The following is a 19,673-nucleotide window of genomic DNA, read 5'->3' as shown; positions in this document are numbered from 1 at the left end:
TTAGACTAAACCCACTAAAAACTCGGTGAATGGTGGAAATGGGTAGGTAAATCTGTGCAGTTATGACGTAATGTCGGTGAAAAGGAATAGAGGAAAATATAATTTATCCCTTTATCTTGTAAATATGTTTTTAACATCAACATTATTCTAAAAATCCCCAATTTCAGCGAATGTTTTAAGAAACTAATCTTTTTATCTTTGATCAGGATCTTAATACAATTATAAAAATGGCACATCGCATTTACATCTATAATATCGACTCCCAATCTGGTGAAAGCTATCCCTGTTATTTGGGAGAATGGAACTACGAAATACCACCTCTTTTATTACCTCTTTTTGCTTCTCAAATCAGGGCAAAAGGAAAACTATTATATGCAAACCGAGAAGCGGGAATTGTGTTATTAAGGCAATTCTACACGCTATTGGCCGATGAATACCAATTGCACTATAAAAAGGCGTATTACGAGCCCGTCAATCAGCTATTTGATTTGTTAGAAAATTTACCCTATGATACGTTCTTGATCGATGGTACGGATGTCTTCAATATGAATGAGGAGAGAAAATCAGAACAAGCCAAAGATTGGGTTACTGAAATCCAACAAAAAAATAAAAGTTACCTAAAGGCAACAAAATCTCAAAGCTTAAAACCGCTCGATAGTATATTGAAAGCATCAGGTTATCAAAATTTTCTTGAGGCTCTGAAAACAGATTGGATAAACTACGGATTAGGATATTGGAATGAAGATGTTTATAAATACGATTATGCTGAAGTATTTATAGAAAATGATGTAAAAGGATTAAAAGATATAAAAGGTAATATCATTACTCCTGCCTACTATGATGAAATATCTGAATTTGAGGATGGAATTGCAGTTATTCAAAAAAACAACAAATTTGGTTACCTAGACACAAAAGGAACTGAAATAGTTCCACCAACTTATGATGATGCATCTCATGTTTTTGAAATTTATTACGGACTAGTTTCAGATTACGATTACGAATTTAAGCATCTAGTTGGTTGTATAACTTCTGATGCTAAGGTTGGGCTTATAAATATGGTAGATCATCAATTGCTTATTCCACCTATTTATGAGGAGTTAACACATCTATATGGGAATTATTTTAATGCAAAAACAGGTAGAACATACACGTTAATCAATCATAAAAATGAAAACGTCATCAATCAAGATAGTGAAACTCCTTTTGATTTTGACGGGAGTGAACTTTTCTTTATAAAAATTGCAGGAAATTCAAAGCGTAAGTATTTTAATAATAGAGGGGTCCATATTGGCGATTATATCAAAGATGTATTACATGTACTGCCCCATAACTTTTTCTATGTAAAAGCAAACAAATTTCACAAGAAAATTGAAGTTGTCAAATCTGACGGAGAAATTCTAGATACAGAAATAGATCAGGTAATCACACTGTCGAACTACCAGACTTTTGTTTACCGCAAGACTAAGAAATGGTTTATTTATAATCCAATAAATCAAAATTATCTAAAAGATGATGTTAATATTCAAAAAATTGAAATTGATTATCTGGCAAACTTCTTTAAAGATATCTACATATTATATACCGAAATTGGTAATGGAATTTTTGATGCCTTTAACAACCGTTGGTTACTTGAGCCCAATGCTTCATATCTTAAAATCGAACAGCTTGAAAAACACTTTTTAAGAGTGCACTTACAAGAGGGAATGCAATATTGGGATGGACAGACCAATCAATTAAGTCCAATTTACGAGTATGTTTCAGAAGTAATTGACCATCATAACGATGAGCTTTTCCTCTATCAGAAAGAAGAATTGTTTTGTCTTGACAAACTGATGAAAATCAGAAAAATTACACCTGAGGAGATGGGTAAATGCTATAACCGAAAAGAGAATTTAAGGGGTAAAGACTTAGCTTTTTTCTTAAAATATTACACCGGTTGGAAATCTCAAACAGGCGCAAATTACTTTCACTATTTCGATAATCAAAGCTTGTACGACTTAGGTCTTGATCTTTTAAAAAACAACAAAATAGAAGAGGCAATTGAAGTTTTAAAAATAGGTGTGCAGCGAAAACATCCTCAAATGATGACCGAATTGGCCATGATTTATACCGATACCGAAGATCAAGTTCATGCCAACCTAGCTTTAGGTCTCGAATTATATGAAAAGGCTGCAAAATTAGGCGAAAAGAATGCCTGGAACAATTTGGGATATCACTATCAAAATGGCCTGGGCTGTAAGAAAGATATCGATAAAGCAGTAAATGCATACACTAAAGCTGGAGAATTGGGCAATGGATTAGGATGGGCTAATTTGGGAGATCTTTATTACCACGGCCAATGGGTAGAAAAAGATGAAGACAAGGCCTTAGATTATTATCTAAAAGCGCAGAAATTATATTATTTCAATTCGGATAAAATAGCCGATATCTATTTTACAAAAGAAGATTATAAAAAGGTTCTACCGCTATTAAAAAAGGATTACGATGAAGAGTTTTCACCTATTTACTATGCGATTATGTATGAACTTGGCCTCGGTGGATTAAAAATAAATCTAAAAAAAGCAATCAGCTATTACGAAAAAGCAATGCAGATAGGTGTTTACCATCATGCTGTAAACCAATTATTATATTATTATAGACCTGCTTCAGAATATGCTAATGAAGCTCAATTTGCAAAATGGTATGCGTATGCAGAAGAAAATAACATCGAGATAGATCTAAAAGTCTTAGGCCTTGAAAAACAGCGAAAAGACACATTAGGTTCATTTTTTAAAAATCTATTTAAAAAGTAATAGAGCCATAAATAGTAATGTCTATAAGACCAGAACATTCCATGGCCTTGTAGACATCACTATTTACTGATTATTTACCACTTCACCAACTCGCCGATCCGATAAGTCAATACTCCAGTTGTTGGATTATAGCTATCTGTCGACAGAACCGGCATTGGCATTGCAATCTGATCCTGATCCGGATGATGTGTTCTATTATGATGAGTTTTTATTTCCTTTGGAATAAACTCTTTATCATTTATCCTCAAATTACTTAAAGTCATATCAATGACCGGGATATCTTTATATCGGAGATAACCCTTTCCAAGTTTACGATCTTGGCTAGCAAAATCAAACGCTTTATGATACTGCTCTGTAAAGTATATGATACTTTTGCCCATCACTAACTTCTTGCCAGGAAAAGCCATGGAACCTATGGTATCAACTTTCTTAGTTTCCAAATTTTCAACCGTGTAGGTCACCCACGTATGTTCGATATCGCCCCATGCGAAATATAGATCTTTTGGATTATATTGTTCTGGAATTGCTTTTCCTGGAACGTAATCAGCTTTTGAAAGTTTCAGGCGATATTTTCCTTTATTCCAATTAAGTTTATTTCGAACACTGATGAAATCACCTTCGCCATCACTACTATTGTAATATCCTTTGGAGCGAGTAGCTTCCTTACTTCGTTCATACCAACGTGAAAAGATCCCGCCTCGGCCTATTTGCTGATAGGAGTTATCTTTCACACTAAAACCATCAGAATGGGTTTGGATGCCCCCATATATAGGCATACCATTTAAGCTGATGTTGAAAGGTGAAATATAAAACGCATAATCATCAGGAATGTCATTCAATATTTCTACATCGATACTGAAAGATTGAAAGTCATTTACAGCGCTATCTAAAGTAACGAAAGAGTTTGTAAAATGGAGAGGTGCTAGAATCACACTATCGGGATAGGCTCTAGAATTTCTCATTTTTTTCTCCGTTTCCTTGTGAAGATCACTGTTTTCATATTTTTTCTTAAGCTCTTCTTTAGTCTGCGCCAATAGACATGTACTTGAAAGAGAAAGAAGCAATAAAATAGAATGTATTGAATATTGCATTGGGTTATAATTTTAATACCTAAATTACACTTATTTTTAGATATTCAAATTTAATAACAGCAAATCCAAAGAGAAAAAAAATGTAAGGTTAAAATTATGATGTAGGCAGATCAACACGAACACCATTTTTCCAATAACATGGCTTATAATTTACAGGAACGTCTCCTGTTGAGCCTGTTACATAAACATCTTCACCGTTAATAAAAATTCCTGAAGCTTGAGCATTATCTTCTAATTCGTGAAGAACGCCGTTTTTCCAATAACAAGCAGTATGACCAGTACTGTTTGATTGATGTTTATTAATTAATCCAACAGCATAGATATCATTGTTCGATTGTGTAATCTGCAGAACTTCACCATAACGTTCATCCAATACAACAAGTTCTTTATTTTTCCAATAGACCGGAAAACCACAATTACCACCTATATAAACTGTATTTGCACTACCTTGAAAAATTGTCGTTACTTCTTTAAATACTCCTTTGCTCGGCAACGGTAATTCTTCTGGCGCAGATACACCATTCCAATAAAAAGGTTTACCTATAGCTAATGAGCTTCCTCCGAAATTTCCAGAAACCTTTCCATACATACCTGCAAACAATGGTTTATCATTATACATTGTCATAGTCCGTAGGACCCCCACACTATCACTATTCATCTTTACCTTCACATTGTTCTTATAATAATACATAACGGTATCTAACAGGAAGCTACCTTGGTCCATCTGATAGGATTCCTTTGCTCCTGACTTATTTTTATATTCAAAATTTATTCTTGATTTATCATCAATAGCTTTACGATAAAAAGTTCCATTCGGAATATTTTTAATAAATGTAGTCGCATCTATCTTTAGACCATCTAACCAATAGACTGTACTAACTTCACCAACAAAGGATCGATAGCCACTAATTGCAACGTGGCCATCAGTCGCGATAATGGATAGACCATTACTTAAGAGCTCCTGTTTGACATCTGATTTTTTACAAGAAACAAATAGAAATATAATTGAAAATATAGCTAAAAGGCGACTAGGATATATGCGACTCATCATCAATGGTATTTATGTTTACTAAAATTGATTAGTTGTATTGTCAAAGTTAAAAAAAAATATAAGATCATGCATATATTGATAGTACTTTTTACAGGCTAAATATAGTTGTCGTTTGGTTAGATGAAATGAGTTAAGGATAAGAAATTGTCGAAATAATTTAGATTAGATCAATTTATTCTCTGTAGCAACCCTTACTAATTCGATCATATTTTTTGCCTGAAATTTTTTCAGTAGATTTCTGCGGTGAGTTTCTACAGTAATGATGGAAATGAATAACTTCTCAGCTATTTCTGCTGACGTAAGTCCTTCAGCTACAGATTTTAAAATCTGCTGTTCTCTCTTTGTCAGTCGTGGTATTTCGAAAGTATTGAGCGAAGGCCTTAACATAATCTGCTGTACTTCTTTACTTAAAGCAATCTCACCGCCCAATGCTTTTTCGATGCACGCAACGATTTCTTCTGAATCAGCATTTTTTAAGATATAACCATTACCACCATTTTCTAAAAACCGGAAAATAATACTGCGCTCAGCCTGATTGCTGATACCAAGTACAATGGAATGTGGTGATTTTTGTTTAATATTTTTACAAAAGTCCAATCCATTACCATCACTTAAAATAATATCCAGTAAAACAATATCGACCGTATTTTCCTGAATAAAATCCAATATAGCGGCACCTTTTGTAAATGAAAACACTTGGAATTTATGTTCATTTTGAAGTAAAGATCTTAGTCCCTCCACAATCATGGGGTGATCATCAACTATTGCCAGATTTAACGTATTTTTACTAAACATAACATTCGACATTTATTGTAGTACCTTCTCCCTTTGCAGAAGTAATATCTACTGTTCCATTAATCAATTGTACACGGTTTTCAATGTTCTTTAATCCTAATCCTTTTGTAATTTGATTTTTATCAAATCCAACTCCATCGTCTTCAATGGTAAGATTCAAAAGATTGTCATTCTGACTGATCTGAACAATTACGTTATTCGCTTGCGCATATTTGATGACATTGCTTATACTTTCTTGGGTAATGCGATAAAGAGCCAGCTGCGTCTCAAAAGGAATATTTTCAGATAGATCAAAAGCTTCGAATTGAATGCGTAAATTTTTGTAACTCATGGATTCGCAAAGTTCTGATAATGCAGTTTCAAGACCTAGATTCTTTAAGGTTTCAGGCATCAAATTTCTAGAAATACGACGCATTTCTGAAATAGATTGATCTAGCTTTTGAACGATATCATTTGTTTCATTAATATTCCCTATCCCATCCTTTGAGATAGACATCCTGATGTTGGCCAGCATTCCTCCCATACTATCATGTAGATCCTGGGCAATACGCTGACGCTCCTGCTCTTCTCCTTGTAAAAGAGCTTGTGTTGCTTCATATTTTCTTTTGTTCTCAATACGTAACAACTGTTGCTGATGGCTCAAGCTGATTTGTTCATTCAATTTTCTTTGCTTCGTATAATTGAGATAGGCTAAGAATGCAATAACCAAACTTAAACCAAGCGCAATGCCCAATAGTATAGTACGCAAATTCTTATTTCTAGCTAAGAGTTCATTTTGCTTTTTTTCCTGTTCTAAACGATTTATGGTTTGTTGCTTTACTGAAGTTTGATGTGAGATTTCCAAAGCGTTCATTTTCTCCAGTAATTTTTTCTGTTGCAGACTATCGCTTAATGCGCTTGACTTTTTTAACCATTGATAAGCTTGTTTATAGTCGCCCATTAATTCATTAACCGTAGCCAATTGGGTAATTATTATCTTACGATTAATACCTTCTTTTGTCAAAATATCTTCATCTAAAATCCCCTCCATTAATGCTTTAGCTTTCGCATAATCTTTTTGCATCAGATAAACATTATACATCCTAAAGTTTAACATCTGCAACATCTTTCCTTGCTTTTTTATTTTTGCCAATACAATGCCCTTACTTAGATTTTCCAATGCCGGAGTAAATTCCTGTTTTGTTGTATGATACATTCCTACTTGATAATAATAATTAGCCGCATGTTGCGTTTTGGGATATTTTTTAATAACTGCTGTTGCCTTGTCCAGATAAATTTTTGCGGTTTTGCTATCGGGTTTATAACAGTAGTTACTAACAAGATTGAGGTAAGTGATAAGATGAACAGTATTTTGTTCAGGTAAATTAAGAAGCTGCTCCAAGGCCTTCTTGTGATATTCTTCAGCAGTATTAAGCTGTCCAACAGACATAAAAGTTAGGCCTAATTGGGTATAGCAATAAGCTAAAAGCTCGGTATTTCCAATTTTTTCACTTAAGGGTATGCATTTCTCCGTCAAAGTCTTGACCAAAAAATCATATCCTTTGTCCTCCACTTGCATGTATGCATAGTTATACCAAGATTTGATCAAGGCATCCTGATTCTTTAATTCTTTTTCAAGTCTAGTGATCGCATCATTGTACAATTCTTTAGCCTTAGTTTTATCACCTTGATTTGCTTCATATACTGCCTGATAATAATTTAAAAGGCCGGAGCTTAAAATATTTTTATTCTTAGCGCGCACTACTGCGTCCAATGCCTGCTTGCTTTTTAAAGCGTCTGTTGGCGCCCAATATTCTGAAAGCAGTAAATAGTTGTAAAGACGTGTACTATCGCTGTTACCACCATTAATCTGATCATTAATTTGCCTTACATAAGCCTCTTCATCCAACGGGATGAGCTGTTGTGCTCTCGCATAATATGCAAAAATAAAAATCGAAAATATGATTGATAAAAAGTATCGCTTTAACATGGGCTTTGTAATTAAATGACAAATATCTGCATAAAAAGAGCTGATCTTTTATTTGCTATAAAATCATGGTAAACCATTAGAAATTAAATCATGGTTTAAGATGATTGTTCAAATAACCCAATCTATGGAAATTTGCTAACACAAAATAAATAAAAATTGTAGTTATGAAAAAAGTAAATGTGAAAATAGCACTTTTAGGGATTTTGTCAGCACTGACATTTAGCATGCTTACTGTAAGTTGTAGCAAAGATGATGATAATACAATACCAGAACAAAAGGGAAGTAACTATAAAATCACAGTAACCCTTAACAACGTAAACGCCGATCAGGATTTTGTTTCGATTGCTGTGGCAGGAGGAAATCCCGGAGGCAAAACAGATGTTTGGAAAGTGAACGGTAAAGTTAGAACGGGTGAATCGGCTATTGGATTAGGCGATACTGATTTCGCTGGTGCTACTAAAACATACGTTATTGAAACGACAGAACCGATTCGCGCATTTTCAGGCGGTGTACAAATAATCAATTATGGCGCACCTTTATCTGTAGACTATAAAATAGAAGTAGATGGTAAGGTTAAAGTTACTGAAAATCCTACACTTACAGGAGATGGTGCGAACTTAACGAAACAATATTCGTTCTAAACGTCTTACCGTTTTATAATATTACAATAGATTTTATTTTGAATCTTGTGATATAACAAGAAAAGCCTCTATCGGGGCTTTTCTTGTTTATTAATTATTACAATAGCAAACAGAATCAATATAATTCCACCCCACTGTATTGTCTGAACCGACTCATTTAATAAGATTACTGCCGACAGTATCGATACAGGAATCTCCAAGCTGGCAAAAATATTACCTAGCGAAATTCCAACTTGCGGAATACCTTTGGTGAAAAGAAGTGGTGGTAGAATAGTTCCAAAGATCGCAATCACAATTCCCCAATATAAACTCACGAAGCTCATTTGTTCGACAATATGAATATTCCAGAATAAAACAACTAAGATTAATCCACCAAAGACAAGATACTTACTGCGTATATGACTGGGTACATCTAAAGCAACAGAACTTGATGCAAAGAGCGACAAAGTGTATGAGGCTCCTGCTCCTAAACCCAATAGAAGACCTTTTACGCTGAGATTAAATTCGGTATCAAAAATATTTGTTGCAAGCACTGTTCCAATTAAAACAATGATCACACCGATTATTTTAGCTATAGTCGGTCGTTTTTTATGAACAACAATCTCCACAATGAGGCTAATCCAGATAGACTGCATGAGAAGAATAATTCCTACAGAAACAGGAACATACTGAATCGACAAGTAGTACAACGTGGTTGTAAGTCCAAGTGATGTTCCCCAAAATACCAATCTTGACTTTGATCTGAAAGATACAATAACCTTCTTCTCCCCTCTTCTTTTTTTCCAGATCAGGTCGAGGAATAATAGAAATATAAATCCAATAAAAAATTGCCAAAATGTTAGGGCACTTGTCCCTATACCCAAACCATTCGCATATTTAACGATAGTTGCCAATAATCCGTAGCTAATGGCGCCTGCAAGTACATAAATAACTGCTTTAAAGTTTTTCATAGTAAAAGTAGTTATTAAATAAAGCCAATTGATTGGAAAGCGATCTGCTCCAGTAAGCGGTATCGTGACGACCATTTGATTCCTGGTAAATATGATCTACATTAGCCTTTATCAGCTGATTATGAAAGTCACGATTCATTCCGATCATCTGCTCGTCTTGAATACCGCAGTCCAAAATATAAAACTGATCTGCAGTTTGCATTTTTGCGATCTTACTAGATGTCAGAAATGCTCGATCTAACTGTTCGTATTGACCTAATACTTGATCAACTTGGTATTCATGATAAGCTTCTCCAAATCGAGTAAAATCCAATGCTCCACATGAACTGCCTACTAATGAGAATGATTTTGAATAAGTAACACCAATATTTATAGCGCCATACCCTCCCATACTCCAACCGAGAATCCCTCTACTTTCTCTATGAGCAAAGACTGGATAATGTGCATCTACATAGTTTACTAATTCATCTCCTATAAAAGTTTGATATTGTGATCCTATGTCGATTGGACTATCGACATACCAGCTGTTAAAATTAGCATCAGGTAAAACATAAATAGTTTGGTAAAGTTCCGACTTTGCGAAAAGATCTGGAATATCTTGCTGATGAGTTCTTTCGGAATTGCCACTATAACCGTGCAAAATATAAACAGATTTATAGCTTTTCCCCGCTATTATATGAGGTGTGATAATGACCACTGGAATTTTCTTGTTCATTTTCGCACTATAAACATGTTCATGGACTATGTGTTGTCCAAAAACAGGAAGTATTAATGTAAAAATAAAGCACATCATTGCAATTTTTTTCATCTTCTTATTGTTTTAATTCAAGACAAAAGTCAAGTTTCAAAAGATGAAAAACGTTTACATATGTTGAAGGATTAAAAATTTAATTCTTTTCGTATTCGACTGAGTTGTGTTGGCGTAATGCCAAGATAGGAGGCAATATGATGTTGCTTAAGTCTTTTAAACAATTTCTGATTTTCATAAAGCTTGATATAACGTATTTTTGCTGTATCCCATTTCAGGTCGATTTCCAAAGGCTCTTTTTTTACAACCCAATTTTTCTCTAAATAATGAATATGAAACAATGCAAGATCGTGATATTTGATCAGCAATTCACGAAAAACTTGAGCAGGATACATAATTACTTCACAATCTTCAAGCGCTATGATGTGGAATAAACTTGGCTTATGTTCAATAATTGCGGCTGTGGAAGCCACAAAGCTATTCTCTTCAAAGAAAAGTTTGAAAATTGTATTACCACTCTCATTAATAGTATAGTAACCCAGCAATCCTTTACGAACATAATAATAATAACGTGCCATATCTCCCGCTCTTAAAATTAAATCATTCTTTTTAAAAGAGTGTATTTTGCAGATTGCCTTCAGAGCATCTGCTGTTTCTTCAGATAGTGAATAATAGGCATTTATCTGTTTCAAAAAATCATCCATGTCGAGTTGAATTACAATCCGCTAAATTAGGTAATGAAAAATTAATATTAGACTATATTCTGTATGCATTAATAATCACTTGGCATAAATTACCACCAGCTTCCCGAAATATTTAGTTATTTTCGCTAGATCGCTATTTATAAAACATCAGCTTTAAAAGAATATATTTTAAAAGTGTTTTATGAAATTTTGAAATGTTGCTAATACATGATAAAAAACAGTAAAAATAAAAGAACAACCTACGTTGGTTTAGTAGCTATCACAATAATACTTGGTTTGGTTTCTAGAAGAATTGATTTTGTTCCTGCAATAACAGGCGACGTGTTATACGCTATAATGGTATATTGGATCTTTCGTTTTCTATTTTTTACGCGTCCACTCCTATTTTCAATTATACTCACTCTAGTTTTCTGCTTTTCGATAGAATGCATGCAATTAATACAAACTCCCTTCTTTATTTATATCAGAAACAACCCAGTTCTTCGTCTTGTTTTTGGGCAAGGTTTTCTCTGGTCAGATCTATTCGGTTATATCGCGGGTACCGGTATTGCCTATCTATTGGATAAAAATAGATTTTTCAAAATGGATACCTCAAGGAAAATTTAATCAAAGAATTGCACAATCACAGTTGCCTAACACCTCAACTATTAATATCATCTGTTAAAAAACGGTTTTTGAAAAAAAACTTCAACAATAAACATTCGATTGTAGCTACTTGTTCTCCAATACTTCAACTGTTAATGATGAACGCTCCACTCCTTTCCAATATCACTAATTAATTTTCATAAAAAGAAAATTAATCATCAAATTGTCTCAGAATAATATCAAAATGTCTCAACATAAGGTTTAAGGTTTAAAAATTTCTCAATTTAATGTCTATAACCAAACCAAGTATGATAATTATTATGTGCTTAATAAGCTATTATTATTGCGATGCCGCATTACATCAACTTCTGATCGATCCAACATATTATAATCACTAATAATAACCCTAAATATCTCTTACAAACCTTTTAGCTTATGAAATTTAAAATTAACAATTTTAAAGTAGCTACCAAATTATTACTGTTTAGTACCAATTTCTACGCGATTACATCTCATGCATCGCCCATGACCAACTACAGTAATGAAGTACAGGCAGTGCTTAACGGTAGTATCACTGATGAATCAGGCAATCCTTTGGCAGGAGCCACTGTTCATGTAAAAGGTACTTCTAACAGTACCGCCTCGGACCAGAATGGATCTTTCAAATTGAATAATGTCAAAAAAAATGACGTGATCTCAATCAAGATGATTGGATTTACAACACAAGAAGTTCGGTACAATGGCGAAAGCAACCTAAAGATTCAGCTGATATCGGTAGCACAAAGCCTAGAGGAAGCTGTTGTAGTCGGTTATGGAACAATCGATAAAAAAGAGCTCACAAGTGCTGTATCTACTATCAAACAAAAAGACATGATCGCAGGTGCAGTCTCGCCCTTACTTTCGATACAGGGAAAAGTTCCAGGACTAAGTATTATCTCGACCAATGGGACTGATCCCAATGCCGGAATTTCCTTACAACTTCGAGGCGTTAATTCAGTAAATGCATCACAAGGTCCTTTAGTTGTGATTGATGGTGTACCGGGAGGTGATATCAACTCGGTTGCTAAAGAAGACATTGAATCAATTAACGTACTTCGAGACGCTTCAGCCGCTGCAATATATGGAACCAGAGCTTCCGGAGGAGTTATTCTAATTACAACAAAAAGACCACAAATCGGAAAAGCACAAGTTAATTTTACGTCAGAATATTTCCTCGAAACAGTCCGAAAAAAACCAGAAGTCCTTTCTGCTGATAAATTTATCGAATATGGCCTTGGTAATGACCTTGGACACAAAACAGATTGGTATGATGAAGTGACAAATAACAATCCATTTAGCCATAGACAAGTGGTCAACATCAGTGGTGGATCTGAAAACGCCAATGTATACACTACTTTTACAAAACGAGATGCTACCGGTATGGCCATTACCTCTAAAAGGGAAGAAATCGGTGGACGTATCAATTCTTCCTTTAAATTTTTTGACGGGTTTGCTGAATTAAACACCAATGTTAGCTACAATGAAGCAAAAGCTTTTGGAAGCAATAATGATATTTTCAATATGGCAATGGTACTCAATCCAACAGAAACTCCTTATGATGTAAATGATGTTAGCGGATTTAATGTACTTGTGGGTGGATATGATTATTGGAATCCTGTTGCTGAAGTCAAACTTCGGTCAGATTTAAAACAATTTAAATATCTCTTAGCCAATAGTACATTAAAACTTAATTTAACAGAACATTTAACCACTAGTGCAACAATTGGAGTAAAAAACAATTCAGAGCATGGTTCATATTATCGATCTGCCCAACATCGATTATCAAGACAGGATGGTGTAGATGGAAACGCCTCACAATATTATAATAAATATAATGACAGAGTATTTGAATGGACATTTAATTACAACAATCGATGGGATAACCATACTGTCAACGCAGTAGCAGGTTACAGTTATCAAGATTTTAATGGGCAAGGATTTTCAGCCAATAACTCAGATTTCCCTGTAGATGGCATTAAAGAAAATGATATGGGAACAGGAAGTTATTTAGTCGAAGGAAGAGCAGGTATGGGTTCATGGCGCAATCCTTGGGTAAAATTAGCAGCTTTTTTTGGACGTGTCAATTATTCTTATTTGGATCGGTATATTCTTACTGCGACAGCACGTTATGAAGGCTCAAGTAAGTTTGCTCCAAAGAATAGATGGGGTTTCTTTCCTGGTCTGTCTGCAGGATGGCGCGTATCTCAAGAGCCATTTTTAAAAGATGTTACTTTAATCAACGATTTAAAATTACGGGCAGGATATGGTGAAACCGGAAATGAAGGTTTTGATGCTAAAGTAGCAAGTCGCATGTACAGTGCTGATACCTGGTTCTTACAAGGTGGAAATTGGTTCAGGACATATGGAGTCATGCACAATCAAAACCCTGACATCAAGTGGGAAGTAAAAAAAGAGTATAATCTGGGTTTAGATTTTTCAATTCTAGAAAATAAACTGAACGGAAGAATTGACTTCTATAAACGTAAAATAGATGATCTTATTTATGATATCAGCGTCTCCCAGCCACCGGCAATTCATGACAAAACAACGATGAATGTTGGAAGCATGCAAAATACAGGTTACGAATTTGAATTAAATTTCAAAGCAGTCTCTAATGAGAACTTTACTTATAGCACTGGTATTATTGCTTCTCATAATAAAAGCACGCTCAATACACTTTGGGGCAGCCAAACATTTACTGATCGAAAAGATTTTCCGGCACCAGGTTCTCCAGGATCTGCAGTAAGACTATTCCCCGGAGAAGAAATCGGTCGGTTTTATCTATGGAAATTTGCAGGCTTTACAGATGATGGTTATTGGCAATTATACGATAAAGATGGAAATACATTTGATGTTCGGGAACGTAGTAAAACGGTTGGTGATAAAGCCTTCGTTGGAAATGCCATCCCTAAGCTGCAATTATCATGGAACAACCAGTTCACTTATAAAAACTGGGATGCAAGTATCTATATGCGCAGCTGGATTGGCCATGATGTCTTTAACATGATCAATATGTACTATAGCTTACCAAATGTGAAAGGCCAGAATGTCCTGGCAGAAGCCTACGATAAACACAAAAATATCAAAGGTGAAAAAGAATTGAGTGATTACTGGCTTGAAAAAGGAACATTCTTAAAAGTCGACGCACTTAATATCGGTTACTCTTTCAATGCAAATCTGATCAAACCTATAAAATCACTACGTATTTATGCTACCGCTAGAGATCTATTTGTATTCACAAATTATACCGGGTTAGATCCCGAAGTAAACATCAATGGACTTGAACCTGGTTTTGAAGAAAGAAATGTCTATCCAAAAACACGAACTTTTATGATGGGTTTACAAGTAAATTTTTAAAAATAAGATTATGAAAAAATACATATCGATACTAACACTATCTGCAGGGCTACTCTTTCAGGCTTGTACCAAATTAGATCAGGAATTTTATAGCTCTGTAACTCCTGAAACATTTTACAAAAGTGAGAAAGATATCAAAGCGGCCCTTTTTAGACCTTTTACCCATGCTAAGTGGTACCTCGGAGAAGATCGCTGGAGATTACAGGAATATACTGCAGACAACTTTGCGATCACAACTAAGGGCAGGCATTGGTATAATGGCGGAGAAAATGAACGCTATCATTATCACAAATGGACTGCAGACGACGGTTGGATTTGGGGAACATGGCGTGGAACCCTGATGGGGGTTGCCCTTGCTCTGGATACCAAAAATGATCTTTCTAAATTGGATTATACAAAATTTGCTTTAAGTGCGGACCAGCAACAAGCTGATATGGCTCAGCTCGATGCTTTAATCTCATATTTCTATTTGAGAGGACTGGACTATTTTGGCGGAATGCCCATTTTTGAATCACTAGATCAAGAATCACTTCCTCGAAATACCGACCAAGAGCTGTTTTTACATATTGAAAAATTATTGAAAGCAGCACTTAATAATTTACCTGCAAAAAAACCTGGTGACAAAGAAGAAGGGGCAATTCGAAAAGCGGCTGTTGCGGCAATGCTTGCTCAATTGTATTTTAATGCAGAAGCCTATATTGGTAAACCGATGTATGAGGAAAGTAGACAATTAAGTCAAGCGCTAATCAATAAAGAATATGGTGATTATCAACTGGATCCAACATGGAATGGTGTTCATGGGTTCAAAAACAACAATTCTCCTGAGATTATATGGTCTATGCCTTCTGAATTTAAAATGCTAGAGTACAATTGGTTTTATGCAGATTTCTACCATTACAATACAAGAGAGTATTTTAGCCAAGATATGGGCGGGAATAATGGTGCTCACCTCACTCCTTCTAGAAAACCAGATGGTACACTTTATAGTAGTGATTTTAAACTAGGATCGCCATTTGAAACTTTTAGCGCAGGGGACTTTCGAAAGAGCCCTTATCGTTATTTAGGCACTGAAAACTATGAAGGTATGTTCATCGTGGGGCCACATCTATCTCCAGATGGAAAAGCCATTCTTGGCGGTGAAGAATATAATAAACAGCCCTTAAATTTTGTAGATCAGGTGGCACGATTCTCAGAAGTAGGTCAGGGAAAGAAATATAGCTCTGTCGCGCAACTCCCGTCAAAAATGTCGGAGGGTGAGGAAAACACCGGAATTCGTTTGGTAAAAGTTCCTATTCCAAATCTAGCCAATAATACATTAAGATGGGGTGCTGATATGCCTGTAATCCGATTGGCCGAAATCTATTATATGTTAGCCGAATGTGAGTTCCGTGTCGGAGATAAAACTAAAGCTGTTTCCCTAATCAATAATGTTAGAAAAAGAAATTTTAAAGACAACATCGATTTAAATCCGGTCACCACCGCTAATATAGATAAATATCGTTTTTTAGATGAATGGAGTATTGAATTTATAGGAGAAGGGCGAAGAAGAACCGATCTCATCAGATGGAAAGCCTTCACAACAGAAAATTGGTGGGATCACTCGCCTTCTAATAGCAGTCATCTGAATCGTTTTCCTATTCCAAATCAAGCCATTGCAGGAAATAACATGCTGGAACAAAACCCCGGATATTAATTTAATTAACTTTAAGTCATTGATTTCGGATTTGCCCCAAAAAGTTTCTAACTTTTTGGGGCAATTTTAATAAGTAAAATACATGATAATGCATTATCAATTTAGTATTTTTTTATTAAATAACATAACTTAAATCTTGTATAGAGCAACTTAAAGAAAGTAAAAAATCATTGTTCTGGGGTAGATCTTATAATGGAGTTAAAACTTCCAGGTAATAGCACTAATTTTAAAAACCTTTATATTTACACATCATATGACCACCCAGCTAACTTTTAAAAAATATACCGAAGAAGATTTTTCAGACTATCTTAATCTTGTTAAAGAAGATGACCTGATGCAATACATCACCGGAAAAGGTCTATCTGAAACAGATGCTAAGAGAAGATTTGCATTTATCTTAGATTTAGGCAAACAGCATGATTCTCTTGGTTATTACCAAGTATTGGATACAGCTACTGGTCAAATCATTGGTGATTGCAAACTGGTCTTCTACAAAAGAAATATCCATATTTTTGAAATTGGTTATTTACTGCGAAAAGAGCATTGGAAAAAAGGTCTAGGAGCTAAAATTTGTGAATATTTGTTATCCCAAGCGGCGACCGTCAATAAAGAAAATGATGTAATTGCTATCATTCACCCAGAAAATATCGCTTCAAGAAAACTAGTCGAAAAATTTAATTTTAAAAGCTATTTTAAAGGAAATGAAGATGGTACTACAATCGAAAAGCTGATATTAAAACGGACTTAAAAAAGATATATCCTGTATACATATCATCCTTCAAAATACCCAGTAACAATTCACTATATAATCATAAAAACTCATTACTAAAATGATTCTTAGAACAGCATTAAATAAAGTTGTTTCTTAAGATATCATTCCCAAGAAACAACATTAAAATGTGCGCTGTACGGACATACCAACAATCAGCGTGATCTATCGTTATTAGTATCGAACGGTATCAGAAGCTAGAAATGGTAACTGATAAGATCCTGTGTCGATCAGAACTTGTTTTGATATCTTCCTTAAATTTTCAACACTTGCCAACGTCGCTTTTGTCTGATAGGCATAGATTTGTTTCAATTTTGGCATTTTATTGAGCTTTTCTAACCCTTTATCAGTAACTGGCACTGCAAATAAATTTAGATAGGATAAAGCTGGATGTCCATTCAGATGTTCAAGTCCTAAATCTGTAATTTTTGTATTTTCTAAATGTAACTTCATTAGGTTTGGGAATTCGGCCATCATCTTGAGGCTTTGATCAGTTATAGCGGTATTTCCTAATTTCAACTGCACAATGTTATCCTTAATCTTTAAAAGATCTTTTAAGTCTTGATCCTTAAATTCAGGATAGTTAATTGCGTTGATGGTTACATATTCACTATTACCTGCAATAGGCAAAACTTTAATTCCTTTTGCTTGTAACTGCTGTACAAAATCAGCCGGTAGCTTTTTTGCCTCCGGTAATTCTTCAAATGGAGAAGTCGGTTCACTTCCCTTTTCTAATTTCCCTAAAATTTCTTTTATTTCTGCTGTCTGCGCCAAGTCACTTGATTTTTTAGCAAAATCAGCACCTTCTTTCACCCACCATCCGATCAACTTAATTTGTTCTGCAGTAATTGGCTTACGGCCTTTTGGAGGCATTCTTTTCTTATGGCCCTCTGGCAATATCAATCGCGCATATAATGCACTCTTTTCTAAATCATTTGCAACCAGTACTGTCCCGCCATCACCACCTTTTAATAAATGAGCTTGATCGTGAAGAGCAAAACCACCTTCTTGCTTTTTCTCCCCATGACAACTTTGACATCGCTGTTTAAGAATGGGCTGAATAATTCCGGAATATACCTGCGCTTGTTGCACATTAGTCAGTAAAACAGGTTCTTCAGATACATCCTCTATCCCGACAACAGTTTTAATCGCTGTAGGAAGCGCATCTTTAAAATACCCTTTCCCATGTGTTAAAGTACCTCCAAAGTGACCAGTAATACCGATAAGAATAAACATCAAAAATAATAATGTAACACGCTTAGATTTAAACTTTTCAATGAATGAATTACGAACACCTTCCTTATATAAAAAATATAAAAAAAGACTAATAGCAGCAACTGCAAGTCCTAACCACTGATGGAAATTCAAAGTATCTTGCTCATAACCGCCTTGTAAAGACAACAGATACCCTGTAAAACAAGCGAATATAGCCGCCACACTACCAAACAATAAGGATAATGATATTGCTGGGCCTATATTCTTATAATTTTCCTTTTTTGAGAAAAGTGCCAATACACAGGCAATAACTAACATTCCAATAGGAAGATGTACCATAACTGGGTGCCATCTTCCTGTAAAATTCATTAACTCTTCAAAAAACAACATCATGATTTATAGCGTGTCTTTAAAAGATTTAACATAAAGACATTGATACTCCATTGATCAGCTACAGGCTGTTGTGTATAAGGTAAAGTCGGTAAATATCCAGAGGGACCAAATTCAGTTGTTATGGTTAGGACTTTTGCTTTACTTTCTTTGTGAATACGTACAATTTCATCCCACCATGCCAAATGCTGATCCAAAATAGATTTCCATTCTGGAGCTGCGGGATCATTAACCTGTGGTCCTTGCGGATGACCAACACGGGCGTGTATATGTCCAGTTTTTAAAAGCGCCAATTGAACGGCTTCTTTCTGATCTGATAACATGGACTCATGAACATTACACCAATGTGATATATCTAATGTTAAACGCAAATGCGGAATCTCTTCTAAATATTTTTTTGTAATATGTGCGGCAAAACTAAATCGGCCGCGGTGTGTTTCATGTCTAACTGGGATACCCGTTTTTTTAGAAATGGCTTCTGCTGCATCAATCAAAGCTTTATTTTGTTCAAACGTGTAATACTCTTTTCCAGTATGACAATTAATATAATCTGGTTTTTGTTGCGCGGCATCCTCAACATTTTTTATAAAAGAAGCAAGATACTGATCAAAATTGGCACCGCCACCTCCACTTAATAAACCCAAAGAAAGGTTATGTTTTTTTAAAGCATTAAACATGGCTGTACGCTCTTCCCCGGCCGCTGGAAGCCAGGTCTCTAAACCATCAAATCCAGCCTGACTTACTCGAGCACAGTAGCTGTCCCATGACTCTGACATACCCCAATTGGTACAATAGAACTTTATTTTTAAATTATTATTCACTTGAGCTTGATTTGGTAGAGCCCATAAAATAAAAAGCATAATGCTGTATATATATTTCATTCC

Annotated in this window: 15 protein-coding genes; 6 read left to right on the top strand and 9 right to left on the bottom strand. The window is 35.0% G+C overall.

The window, feature by feature from the left end:
* Nucleotides 1-227: 227 nt before the first annotated feature.
* Complete coding sequence (locus M2265_RS25315) at nucleotides 228-2,792, top strand: SEL1-like repeat protein (RefSeq protein WP_132772982.1); 2,565 nt, start codon at nucleotides 228-230, stop codon at nucleotides 2,790-2,792.
* A gap of 74 nt (nucleotides 2,793-2,866) precedes the next feature.
* Here the strand turns inward: M2265_RS25315 and M2265_RS25310 are convergent, their stop codons facing one another.
* The 4 genes from M2265_RS25310 to M2265_RS25295 form a co-directional block, all read right to left on the bottom strand.
* The gene (locus M2265_RS25310; protein ID WP_132772984.1) at nucleotides 2,867-3,883 is read right to left on the bottom strand and encodes a hypothetical protein; all 1,017 of its coding nucleotides are present in this window, start codon (nucleotides 3,881-3,883) and stop codon (nucleotides 2,867-2,869) included.
* 94 nt (nucleotides 3,884-3,977) lie between these two features.
* The gene (locus tag M2265_RS25305; protein WP_132772985.1) at nucleotides 3,978-4,934 is read right to left on the bottom strand and encodes a hypothetical protein; all 957 of its coding nucleotides are present in this window, start codon (nucleotides 4,932-4,934) and stop codon (nucleotides 3,978-3,980) included.
* Between the two features lie 162 nt (nucleotides 4,935-5,096).
* Nucleotides 5,097-5,729, bottom strand: coding sequence for a response regulator (locus tag M2265_RS25300; RefSeq protein WP_132772987.1), 633 nt, complete (start codon nucleotides 5,727-5,729; stop codon nucleotides 5,097-5,099).
* Nucleotides 5,722-7,698, bottom strand: coding sequence for an ATP-binding protein (locus M2265_RS25295; protein WP_132772988.1), 1,977 nt, complete (start codon nucleotides 7,696-7,698; stop codon nucleotides 5,722-5,724). The genes M2265_RS25300 and M2265_RS25295 overlap by 8 nt, the downstream gene beginning before the upstream one ends.
* 164 nt (nucleotides 7,699-7,862) lie before the next feature.
* On the opposite strand from M2265_RS25295, the gene M2265_RS25290 reads away from it, so the two are divergent.
* A complete protein-coding gene (locus tag M2265_RS25290) occupies nucleotides 7,863-8,339 on the top strand; it encodes a hypothetical protein (protein WP_132772990.1) in 477 nt (158 codons plus the stop codon).
* A gap of 68 nt (nucleotides 8,340-8,407) precedes the next feature.
* Here the strand turns inward: M2265_RS25290 and M2265_RS25285 are convergent, their stop codons facing one another.
* From M2265_RS25285 to M2265_RS25275, 3 genes are all read right to left on the bottom strand, one after another.
* Nucleotides 8,408-9,289, bottom strand: coding sequence for a DMT family transporter (locus M2265_RS25285; protein ID WP_132772991.1), 882 nt, complete (start codon nucleotides 9,287-9,289; stop codon nucleotides 8,408-8,410).
* Nucleotides 9,276-10,097 (bottom strand): alpha/beta hydrolase, encoded by an 822-nt coding sequence (locus M2265_RS25280; RefSeq protein WP_132772993.1) that lies wholly within the window; start codon nucleotides 10,095-10,097, stop codon nucleotides 9,276-9,278. The genes M2265_RS25285 and M2265_RS25280 overlap by 14 nt, the downstream gene beginning before the upstream one ends.
* Nucleotides 10,098-10,168: 71 nt before the next feature.
* Nucleotides 10,169-10,741, bottom strand: coding sequence for a Crp/Fnr family transcriptional regulator (locus M2265_RS25275; protein ID WP_132772994.1), 573 nt, complete (start codon nucleotides 10,739-10,741; stop codon nucleotides 10,169-10,171).
* 207 nt (nucleotides 10,742-10,948) lie between these two features.
* Between M2265_RS25275 and M2265_RS25270 the strand changes: the two genes are divergently transcribed.
* The 4 genes from M2265_RS25270 to M2265_RS25255 all read left to right on the top strand — a co-directional run bounded on the left by M2265_RS25270 (nucleotide 10,949) and on the right by M2265_RS25255 (nucleotide 17,163).
* Nucleotides 10,949-11,347: a DUF2809 domain-containing protein gene (locus tag M2265_RS25270; protein WP_132772996.1), complete on the top strand. Its 399-nt coding sequence runs from the start codon at nucleotides 10,949-10,951 to the stop codon at nucleotides 11,345-11,347.
* A 414-nt stretch (nucleotides 11,348-11,761) separates the two neighbouring features.
* A complete protein-coding gene (locus tag M2265_RS25265; protein WP_132772998.1) occupies nucleotides 11,762-14,722 on the top strand; it encodes a SusC/RagA family TonB-linked outer membrane protein in 2,961 nt (986 codons plus the stop codon).
* 10 nt (nucleotides 14,723-14,732) lie between these two features.
* On the top strand, nucleotides 14,733-16,415 hold the full coding sequence (locus M2265_RS25260; RefSeq protein WP_132773000.1) for a RagB/SusD family nutrient uptake outer membrane protein: 1,683 nt from the start codon (nucleotides 14,733-14,735) through the stop codon (nucleotides 16,413-16,415).
* Nucleotides 16,416-16,668: 253 nt separating this feature from the next.
* Nucleotides 16,669-17,163 (top strand): GNAT family N-acetyltransferase, encoded by a 495-nt coding sequence (locus M2265_RS25255; protein WP_132773001.1) that lies wholly within the window; start codon nucleotides 16,669-16,671, stop codon nucleotides 17,161-17,163.
* A 195-nt stretch (nucleotides 17,164-17,358) separates the two neighbouring features.
* Here the strand turns inward: M2265_RS25255 and M2265_RS25250 are convergent, their stop codons facing one another.
* Together M2265_RS25250 and M2265_RS25245 are read right to left on the bottom strand one after the other, a co-directional pair.
* Complete coding sequence (locus M2265_RS25250) at nucleotides 17,359-18,792, bottom strand: c-type cytochrome domain-containing protein (RefSeq protein ID WP_243655501.1); 1,434 nt, start codon at nucleotides 18,790-18,792, stop codon at nucleotides 17,359-17,361.
* The gene (locus M2265_RS25245; RefSeq protein ID WP_132773003.1) at nucleotides 18,789-19,670 is read right to left on the bottom strand and encodes a sugar phosphate isomerase/epimerase family protein; all 882 of its coding nucleotides are present in this window, start codon (nucleotides 19,668-19,670) and stop codon (nucleotides 18,789-18,791) included. The genes M2265_RS25250 and M2265_RS25245 overlap by 4 nt, the downstream gene beginning before the upstream one ends.
* Nucleotides 19,671-19,673: the final 3 nt, after the last annotated feature.

It is taken from the genome of Sphingobacterium kitahiroshimense, from assembly GCF_025961315.1.
Lineage (GTDB): Bacteria > Bacteroidota > Bacteroidia > Sphingobacteriales > Sphingobacteriaceae > Sphingobacterium > Sphingobacterium anhuiense.
Note: the sequence above shows the minus strand (reverse complement) of the source record. Positions and strands in the feature narration are given on the sequence as shown.